The 9,162-nt window shown below is 45.1% G+C and carries 12 protein-coding genes and 1 pseudogene; 6 read left to right on the top strand and 7 right to left on the bottom strand.

Going from position 1 to position 9,162, the window contains the following annotated elements:
• Window positions 1-481 precede the first annotated feature (481 nt).
• The 4 genes from V3S16_RS17450 (at window position 482) to V3S16_RS17435 (ending at window position 2,508) form a co-directional block, all read left to right on the top strand.
• Window positions 482-721, top strand: a complete 240-nt coding sequence (locus V3S16_RS17450; protein WP_413887280.1) for a hypothetical protein — start codon at window positions 482-484, stop codon at window positions 719-721.
• Window positions 702-971, top strand: a complete 270-nt coding sequence (locus V3S16_RS17445; protein ID WP_413887278.1) for a type II toxin-antitoxin system RelE family toxin — start codon at window positions 702-704, stop codon at window positions 969-971. Before V3S16_RS17450 ends, V3S16_RS17445 begins: the two co-directional genes overlap by 20 nt.
• Before the next feature lie 9 nt (window positions 972-980).
• On the top strand, window positions 981-1,517 hold the full coding sequence (locus tag V3S16_RS17440) for a hypothetical protein (protein ID WP_413887276.1): 537 nt from the start codon (window positions 981-983) through the stop codon (window positions 1,515-1,517).
• A 115-nt stretch (window positions 1,518-1,632) separates the two neighbouring features.
• Window positions 1,633-2,508 (top strand): epoxyqueuosine reductase, encoded by an 876-nt coding sequence (locus V3S16_RS17435; protein WP_413887274.1) that lies wholly within the window; start codon window positions 1,633-1,635, stop codon window positions 2,506-2,508.
• A gap of 3 nt (window positions 2,509-2,511) precedes the next feature.
• On the opposite strand, the gene V3S16_RS17430 is transcribed toward V3S16_RS17435, so the two are convergent.
• From V3S16_RS17430 to V3S16_RS17415, 4 genes are all read right to left on the bottom strand, one after another.
• Window positions 2,512-2,910: a hypothetical protein gene (locus V3S16_RS17430; protein WP_413887272.1), complete on the bottom strand. Its 399-nt coding sequence runs from the start codon at window positions 2,908-2,910 to the stop codon at window positions 2,512-2,514.
• 307 nt (window positions 2,911-3,217) lie between these two features.
• Entirely contained in the window at window positions 3,218-4,126 is a 909-nt protein-coding gene (locus tag V3S16_RS17425; protein ID WP_413887270.1) for a DMT family transporter, read from the bottom strand.
• The gene (locus tag V3S16_RS17420; protein ID WP_413887268.1) at window positions 4,123-4,644 is read right to left on the bottom strand and encodes a DMT family transporter; all 522 of its coding nucleotides are present in this window, start codon (window positions 4,642-4,644) and stop codon (window positions 4,123-4,125) included. Before V3S16_RS17420 ends, V3S16_RS17425 begins: the two co-directional genes overlap by 4 nt.
• Window positions 4,596-4,994, bottom strand: coding sequence for an EamA family transporter (locus V3S16_RS17415; protein ID WP_413887266.1), 399 nt, complete (start codon window positions 4,992-4,994; stop codon window positions 4,596-4,598). The genes V3S16_RS17420 and V3S16_RS17415 overlap by 49 nt, the downstream gene beginning before the upstream one ends.
• A 204-nt stretch (window positions 4,995-5,198) precedes the next feature.
• Between V3S16_RS17415 and V3S16_RS17410 the strand changes: the two genes are divergently transcribed.
• Window positions 5,199-5,483, top strand: a complete 285-nt coding sequence (locus tag V3S16_RS17410; protein WP_413887264.1) for an EamA family transporter — start codon at window positions 5,199-5,201, stop codon at window positions 5,481-5,483.
• Window positions 5,450-5,584 (top strand): annotated as a pseudogene (locus V3S16_RS17405) (PAS domain S-box protein); the annotation flags it as partial. The gene V3S16_RS17410 and the pseudogene V3S16_RS17405, both read left to right, overlap by 34 nt.
• Window positions 5,585-5,975: 391 nt before the next feature.
• On the opposite strand, the gene V3S16_RS17400 reads toward V3S16_RS17405, so the two are convergent.
• The 3 genes from V3S16_RS17400 to V3S16_RS17390 form a co-directional block, all read right to left on the bottom strand.
• Window positions 5,976-6,884, bottom strand: a complete 909-nt coding sequence (locus V3S16_RS17400) for a DMT family transporter (protein ID WP_413887262.1) — start codon at window positions 6,882-6,884, stop codon at window positions 5,976-5,978.
• A gap of 11 nt (window positions 6,885-6,895) precedes the next feature.
• Window positions 6,896-7,390 (bottom strand): DMT family transporter, encoded by a 495-nt coding sequence (locus V3S16_RS17395; protein ID WP_413887260.1) that lies wholly within the window; start codon window positions 7,388-7,390, stop codon window positions 6,896-6,898.
• A gap of 261 nt (window positions 7,391-7,651) precedes the next feature.
• Window positions 7,652-8,872 carry an aspartate kinase gene (locus tag V3S16_RS17390; protein ID WP_413887258.1) on the bottom strand — a complete coding sequence of 407 codons (1,221 nt, stop codon included), beginning with the start codon at window positions 8,870-8,872 and terminating at the stop codon, window positions 7,652-7,654.
• Window positions 8,873-9,162: the final 290 nt, after the last annotated feature.

Genomic DNA, 9,162 nt, shown 5'->3' with positions numbered 1-9,162 from the left:
AAGACAATAGGCTGATATACGAAAATTCCACCTTTCCGTAGTTTCAACGAGAAGATCAACAAACATCTGGTAATCCAGCTTGTCATGAAATATCTTCTCGCCTCTTCTGCCACGGTTCATTACATGATACCAAGCATTCGGATATTCTATTCTCAACGGCCTACTCATAATAAGGTTGTCCCTACACAATCAATCTACATGAGTCAAGAGCAGATTTGACCCCTAAATCTCATAATAAGGTTGTCCCTGCACAATCAATCTACATGAGTCAAGAGCAGATTTGACCCCTAATCTGTTGTAAAACTTGGTTTTGTATCTTTTCCCATCGCTGGCAGTTGTCAAGTCTTTCTTGACAACTGAACGTTGATCCAATTCACCTTCTTTGAATATGTTACGGATATGCAGAAGCAAAAGGGTCAATTCTGCTCTTGACACCAGGCGCTCAATGGCGTATTCTACCAGGCAACTAGGAGGTGAAAGTATGGCAACTGCAACAGTACGTATTCCCGAGCAAAAAAGGGATATCCTAAAAGTACTTGCAAGTATTGAAAAGAGAGAAATGAAAGAAATTCTCTCTGACCTTATCGATGAATATATTGAACGGCACAAAGAGACCTTAGACCTTCTTTCCAAACCGGAATGGGTGGTAGCTATAGAACCGGGAAAAGCGGAAATAGCTAAAGGCATCAAAGGGAAATCTCTTGAAGAACTGGAAGATTGAAGTCAAACCGACCGCAGAAAAATATTATTTAAAACTTGACAAAAAAGCACGAACAAGGATGAAGGAAGCTCTGCGCGAACTGGAAAGTGTTGATGCCCCTTTGTTGCATCCTAACGTCAGAGCTCTGACCGGAAAACTCCAGGGAGATTTTCGTCTCCGGGTCGGAAAATGGCGTATTCTATTTACTCCATATATTGAAAAAAAGATAATCTATGTTTTTGCTATCGTTCCTCAAGGGGGAGCCTACTGAGGTGTAACCATGAGAGATGAATATGATTTCAGTAATGGCAAACGTATTCCGGTAATTCCACGTGATTCTATATCGAAAGAGAATTTAATTATGTCGCGAAAACTTGTAAATAAAATGAAAAAGATGCCGGGGAAAGCTATCAGACGCCTGGTTAAAACACAACAGAGCCTTGAAGACCGCGGACAGATCTGGGTGGACGAGCATGGCAAAAAGCTGCTTATAAAAATCTTTGGTGAAGAAAGCTTAAAAGCTCGCGGGAAAAATCTCAAAGAAGAGCTTGTAAAAGGACTTTCCAGAGTCAAGAACGGCCTTGCAAAAGAAACCAAAGAGAACAAAGAGATGCTCGATACCTACTATCGCTTTACCCGTGGAGAGGCAACCAGCAAAGAGATGGATAAGGCCAACGAGCAATTCAGGAACTTGCTGAAAACATTAGGGATGGGAACACTGCTCTTGATCCCTTTGAGTCCCCTTACAATTCCTACATTCGTCAAGCTCGGAAAGCTATTCGATATAGATATATTGCCTAATTGGTCAAAAAAATAAAGCATCCCCTGCTATGCGTGATCTTCGGCAAACTCAGCGCTTGCAAAATTCAGGTGTTACGATTTTATGAAAAAGATTCTTAAAGCTTGCTGTTGTAGTTAAAGGAGGACCGTCCGTGGATACGGAACATAGTGAAAAACCTTCTGCCGAGTGGTTGACGGGGGTGATAACGAATTTCGTTGCCGCTTCCCCTGTGAACAGTTTTGATGCGCCTTTAATGGGAAAAATGTGGGATGTTCCCCTGGTTGGCTTTTCCCGCGGAGACGATCCTGTTTATCAGGAGTTCAAAAGCCACATCGGCTCTTTTTTCTGGACACCGCAGGAAATCTTCCAGCTGACTTTTCCTGATCCGGAGTCAGTTCCGCAGGACCTAAGTGTTATCAGCTGGATTCTGCCCCAAACCAGGGCCACCAAGGATGAAAACGCGGCCCAGAAAGTTTACCCATCCCGACGATGGGTAATCACGCGTGACTCCGGCGAAAAATTCAATGTAACTTTACGCCGGCATCTGGTTGAGACCCTGATGCAAACAGGAATATTGGCAGTGGCTCCCCTGCTGTCGCCTCATTGGTCTCGACAAACTTCCCAGCGCTATGGCTTTGCCTCCAACTGGTCAGAGCGCCATGCCGCCCATGCCGGCGGGTTGGGAACCTTTGGGCTCTGCGATGGCCTGATAACGCCCTTGGGCAAAGCTGTCCGCGCCGGTTCGGTAGTGGCAAAACTGACCGTCCCTGCTACTCCCCGGCCTTATCAGAATCATCAAGAATATTGTCTTTTCTACAGCCATGACACCTGTCAGGAATGCGTGCAGCGCTGTCCGGTGAAAGCCTTGAGTTCCAGTGGGCACGATAAGGATAGATGCAATCAGCACCTCAGAAGTACGCGGAAATATATACTGGAGAATTACAGCATTGATATGAATGGCTGCTGTGGGCTTTGCCAGGTGGGAGTGCCCTGTGAGTCCCAAATCCCTCGGGCAAAGTTGGAGTAAAGTTTAGTTTCTCGAGACGGCAAAATCTACCAAATAATGCCCGTTATATCGCCCGTTATCATCTTTGATGATATGTCTGATTTCTGATGTCAGGTATTCCGGCAGATCAGAGGCTACAGCTGGATTGTATTTCAAATTCAATTTATCACCTACCTTTAAATGTTTTAAAATGACGGAATCTTCCTTTACCAAAATAGCTATTCCCGCAAAAGGACTATTCCTGATTTTAAACATGTAGACAGGCTCTGATTTGCCAACTGTAATTTCCACACTGCTGTAACGGTCGATTATCGTGCCGGGGTTGGATCGAGTTTCTATTTTTTCAGTCGTATCCATAATTCTTGCTTCTGTTTCTATGGTTCCACCGCCACCTGGTAACATGGAACCAAAAAATGCAATCATTCCTTTAAATCATTCCTTTAAGTTCGAAATATGCAATAAATGTGCCACAGATTAGCGCAGGAGACATGCCTGGACTGCTCTTCAATTATAACCTATTATATATTAGGGTCTTATATAACAAAACAAAGAAGGGGGAAAGTTTGGTGTCGTGTCAAATAGCATTGTATGCTTGTAAAAATATTTTAAAACTAACCAAGATGTGTAAATATTTTAAACAGTTCGTCATTTTTTTGCCGTGCTCAATTGTGTGATTTCTTGACAAAATCTACTATCATTGAATGTGAAATTCGGGTTAACCCGGGGGGCTTCAATCCCCGGCGGTCGCGCCCACGATTACGTGCGTTGCGGTTCGGCGGGTGGTAATAATGCCGGCTATGCAGATCAATAAAGCCCCGGCCCATGTCAGCAAATCCAGCGCTTCTTCCCAAAAGATCCAGCCAATGAAAATTGCAAAGACAACATTTGAGTAAGCGAAAGGGCCAACCTGGGCTGCCGGAGCAATGCTATACCCTTTGGTAAGGAAAAATTGCCCGATTGTGGCCAGCAGGCCGATGAGAACGAGCAGCCACCATATGGCAGGCTGCGGAGACCGCCATGACCACAGCAGGGGGCCGGCGGAAAGCACGGTTGATAAAACCGTAAAGTAGAACACAATCCGGATAACCGGTTCTGTGGCGGACATGCGACGGATGCTCACCATTGCCATGGCGGCAAGCACGCCGGCCCCCAAACCCACAAGCGCAACCGGTTGAAATATTCCTACACCGGGTTTTAGAATCAGAACAATTCCGAAAAAGCCGATAATGATTGCCCTGCGCACATTACGGGCTACTGGTTCACGCATCCAAACATATGCAATCACTGGAATAAACAGGGGGGCCGTAGCAATGAGCAGGTAGGCTTCGGAGAGTTGCAGGCGGGCGATGGCATAAAAAAAACAGTACATGGCTCCCAACCCTGTTATGCCGCGCAACAGGTGGAATTGGAGGCAGTTAGTCCTGATACCGCCGAACGGTCGACTGTACCAGTACCACGGCAGGATAAAGACAAGCGCGCAAATATTTCGAAAAAAAACTACCATCTCATTAGGAAGTGAGGCAGAGACAACCTTCACCAGCGCCCCTAAAATTGTAAGTACAAACGAAGCGATCAATACGTAGAGAGCGCCGGCCAGGGGTTGATTACGGTAATTTTCTGTTTGGGTCGCGGGATTCATCTGGTTGTTACCCTACTTGAATTTCGTTTTATTGTCACCAGAATAATGGTGCCCAGGATAATACCTCCACCTAAAATCGTTCTTAATGCCGGAACCTCGCCAAACAACACCAAAGCAAAAATGATGCCATAAAGCGGTTCCAGGCAGGCAATGATGCTTGCCAGTTGCGCCTTAACGTGAACAAGACTCCTGACAAACAGAACATGGGCCAAAGCCGTGCAAAAAATGCCTAAAATTGCCAGCCAAGCAAAGTCAGCCGGCCGGAGATACCAATCTTTAGAAATTAAAAAGGGTAACAATATAACGGTTGCAATCCAATTTTGATAGCAAACAATCACCATTGGAAGATAGGTGCTGACGTACTTTCGATTTAATACAGATAAGACCGCAAACGTAAGCCCCGATATTGTGCCCCAAAACGCCCCTTGGGTGATATTGTTTTTAAAATCGAATGATGGAACTACTAAGACTAAGCCAAGTAGAACAGAACCTGCAAATAAAATATCAAAAAGACGCAATTTTTCTTTAAAAAAAAGGGCTCCATGAAAGTGACGAATAAAGGAAATGTGGAAAATGTGAGCAATCCTACAGCAACGGTTGAGATCTGAATGGCGTGAAAGAAAGTTGTCCAATGTACGGCCAGTAAAGCCCCGAGCAAAACAAGAACCACACGGTCCTGCCTTGATTTCGTCCGAAGCGGTATTGATGAGCACAAGAGTATGGCACCCAGCGTAAACGAGGCAAACAGGGTTCTGCCAAATACTATTACTAAAGCCGGCAGTGCCAGCAGCTTTCCGAACAGGCCGGCAAGTCCAAAAAGCATGACGGCAATATGAATTTCGAGCATACCATGGCGCTTGGGGGTCATTTCGGAAATCTTCTTTTTTTTATTTAGATCCCCGTACGATCTTGCGGACCTACCCCGATTAAATAGGATGGGGCATTTAATTGGGCAGGCGGGGCAGGCAGGATTTACCCCGTTCAGAACATTCAATGCCGTTTTCCAATAACCGTTTCTTTTTCCATCTGTCAAGTCGGTGTTAGATAAACACAACACTCTCTTCAAAAAAGGTTGCGGAAAGTAACCCTTGTCGCTCTCTTTGCGTCAATATTGGCATACATATTTTGGAACAAGTCTATCCAAATTATAGGAGCAAACAAAACGGGTATTTTTATTCATCTCATACCGGTGTTTAGCATTATTTTGGCAACCATCTTTCTAGGTGAAAAGTTAAGAGGATTTCATATAAAAGGGACTATCTTAATATTTTTAGGAATATTTTTAACCACCGCCGGAAAGATTAAGGTTCCAGCTTCGAATTCAAGGCAGAGAGGAAAAATGGAGAGGTATTTATGACTGATCATACAGTATCACTATTGAAGAACGATGCGGGGGAGACCATCGGTATAGTTAGCATTGTACGAGACATCACCAAGCGCAAGCAGAAGGAAGAATAAAACACATTTTGTGTTCCAACTTTTATTCTAAAATTCAAGATACCTGCTATAGAAACAAAATATCAATGGCCTGAATTTTTTGAGATACCTCAATATAGTATCACCAAACGATGGTGTGGCGATATCTGCCTTGTATCCTGGCGCCACAAAGCCCTTAAATGGCTGTGATACGTAACGAGTACCACACCTGAGCAGGCCCTCGTCTTCAGGTTTGATTGTAGGCCGGAAAAATCAATATTTTGTGGTTTCTTTTTTATAGGCTCGATGCTTGATAACCTTGGATCTTCAATTTTACACCCCGCATTAAAATTGAAGATTTGGCATTATAATCACAGATTTTAAAAGTCGAATAACAGTAGAGACGGTCTAAGAAAATTCAACTCATAAGTTTTTATGAAACTTCCGAGTTAGCTTCACTCTTTGCCAAAAGGGCCACGGCGGCAAGAATCATAACTCCTCCCAGGATTTTGGGCATGGTTATTGTTTCTCCCAGGACGATTATTGCCAGCGCAATGGTTACTACAGGCTCCAGTGTGGAAATCATGGAAGCATTGGCAGGATCGATTCTTTTGAGACCGGCAAAAAATGTCACGATGGCAAGGGCTGTTGAAATCAGGGCAATGGCAAGCACGGCAACCCACCCGGTCGACGTTGCAGGAAATTTTACACCCTTGACGGCAACTATGGCGCTAAAGACAACCCCTGCTGCAATTATTACGGTAGTTGACGCAGCAAAGGCGTCCACATCGGAGATGGCCTTGCTGCCAACGATGATGTAAATTGAATATAGAACTGCGGCCGTAATCGCTAAGACAATACCAAGGAACTCGCCTCTTCCGCCATCCAGTCCAACGATAAGTATGGTCCCGCCCAAGGACAGCGAAAGTGCCACCATTGTTAATATTGTGACCGGTTTTTTGAAAAAGATTGTCGCCAGCAAGGTAACAAAAGCCGGGTAAAGATAAAGAAGGATGGCCACTAATCCCGCAGGTGCCATTGTCAGCGCTGTGAAAAAGGCCAAAGAAAGCCCCACATAACCGAGTCCCCCCATACATAAAAGAGTAATCAGAGGGCGCCCGCGGGGAAAAGCCATGTCTTTTGCTGCCATGATTGCTACCATGAATATGGCGGCAATTGTAAACCGTAGAAAAAGAACTGTAACAGGATTTGTTCCTGCTTCATAGGCAATGCGGGCAAAAATGGCCATGGCACCGAAGGACGCAGCCGATACGGCAATCAGAAATACGCCCATCAAACGATCCATATGACCCAACTTTAAAATCTTAGACTCCGAATTCATTAATTTTTCCGTCAGAATTTCTTTCCTGTATCAAAATAAAATCGCGTTACGATTTTATAAAACTCCCGCAAGAAAGCTTGCGGGATCTTATTAATGAAAGGCTGAGTCAGGGTCGATCGGCTCAGTTTTTCACGCATAAAAACCACGGAATGCAGGGCGATGAAGCTGGGGGCCAGATACTGAAGCAGGATGGCGGCCGCTACTTTTATTTTGCTGATGGCAAACAGATAAGTAAACTGGACGCCGGCCATACCCACGGTGCCGAACATGATAAAATAAAAAATGTCGCGGCGGGATATTTTAAGCAGAGAGGAATAGCCGATCAAAAGGCCTAAAAACAAAAGGACCGTTGAAATGGTCAACCGCAGCTGGACCAGTTGAAAGGGAGTAATGCCGCTGTTAAACAAAAATTTGGCCGATGATCCTGACAATCCCCACATTAAAGCCGCCAGAACAACGTAGAAATAACCCCACCTATAGTTTTTGGCAGATTTTTTTAATTGCATAATATATTGAGATTTTGTAACAAGTTTTAAATGGAGAAACAGGAACCTCCCACCAGGATTACCTAACGGGGTTGGTTTTGGTCAGAAAGGGTGGAGAAAACGGTAGATAGTGACGCCTATAATTACTGCTGCCAGCACCAGAACGAATATCAACTGATCGGTATTAAAGCGACTCATAAAATCAAATTCTGTTTATCTTTCAGCTTAACTCCGATAACCAATAACGGATAAGACCTAATTGCGTTTTAACTCAATTAGGTCTTATTCTTCTTTGTCCAGGCCAAAGGCAGTGTGGAGAACACGTACCGCCAGTTCCGCATATTTTTCTTCGATGATGCAGGAGATTCTGATTTCCGAGGTACTGATCATTATTATATTAATGTTTTCCCGGGCCAGAATGTTAAACATCTTGGCAGCCACCCCTGAATGGTCTTTCATGCCCACGCCTACAACAGATACCTTGGCAATATTTTTATCGCCCAGCACGTCCTCGGCTTCGATTTCTTCGGCCACCCGGCCTTCGATTTCGAGGGCGGCTTCAAAACTTACTTTCGGAACAGTGAACGTGAGATCCGTATGCCCCTCGGCGCGGGTATTTTGAACGATCATATCGACGACTATACCTGACTCGGCGATCGGCGTAAAAATCTTAGCGGCAACGCCCGGTTGATCAGGAACCTTTTTTAAGGTTATGCGAGCTTGATTCTTGTCGTGGGTTACAGCGGATACCACCAGGCGTTCCATGCCGGAATCTTCATTGACAACCATGGTTCCCTCCTCTTCAGTGAACGCTGATCTTACATGGACCGGGACGTTATATTTTTTTGCAAATCCGACCGACCGGATCTGCAAGACCTTGGCCCCCAGGCTGGCCATATTCAACATTTCATCATATGAAATCGCAACAATTTTTCTGGCTTTCTTGCAGACATTGGGATCCGCGGTATAAATGCCGTCAACGTCCGTATAGATTTCGCAGATATCGGCCTTCAACGACGCTGCAATAGCTACAGCGGTCGTATCAGACCCCCCGCGGCCAAGCGTGGTAATGTTGCCGTTCTCGTCTATTCCCTGAAAGCCCGCCACCACAACGATGTTGCGTTCATCCACCAGGTCCTTTATGCGGCCGGCGCCTATGTCAAGAATGCGGGCATTGCCGAAGGCGCAGTCTGTATGCACTTCCGCCTGATAGCCGAGCAGAGACATCGCCGGATAGTTCATTGCTTTCAAGGTCATGGCCAAAAGGGCTGCGGTGGTCTGCTCACCGGTGGCAAGCAAAACATCTAATTCGCGCTTTTCAGGTGAATCGGTAACCTGCATGGCCATATCTATCAATTCATCGGTGACGCCGGCCATGGCGGAAATAATAACCACCACGTTGTTACCCTGATCATAGGTTTTTGTGATTCGTTTGGCTACATTGCGGATATGATCAATATCCACAACTGACGTGCCGCCATATTTTTGGACAATTATACCCATACGTGCTTTTACTCCCTATTTTTGGATTTTCGTAATAGTTCACCGCAGAGTCGCAGAGAGCGCAAAGGGTTATCTTTTTTTTGCTTTCCGCTGACCCCGCAAACTACAGCGGGACAGAGACGCCGGAAAGCAAAAAGATCCATCCCATGCCGATGATTCTACTGCTTAATTTATTGATATCCATCATCATATTAGTACTCTATGAGCTTTAAACAATAGTTTTTTTCTGCCCTCTCAGCAGAAAGAAAAATATTCATTGTCTTTGCGTCCTCTGCGACTCTGCGGTGAAC

The organism is Candidatus Desulfatibia sp. (genome assembly GCF_036446775.1).
In the GTDB taxonomy this organism is placed as follows: Bacteria; Desulfobacterota; Desulfobacteria; order Desulfobacterales; family UBA11574; genus Desulfatibia_A.
This window is presented reverse-complemented; position numbering and strand designations above follow the sequence as displayed.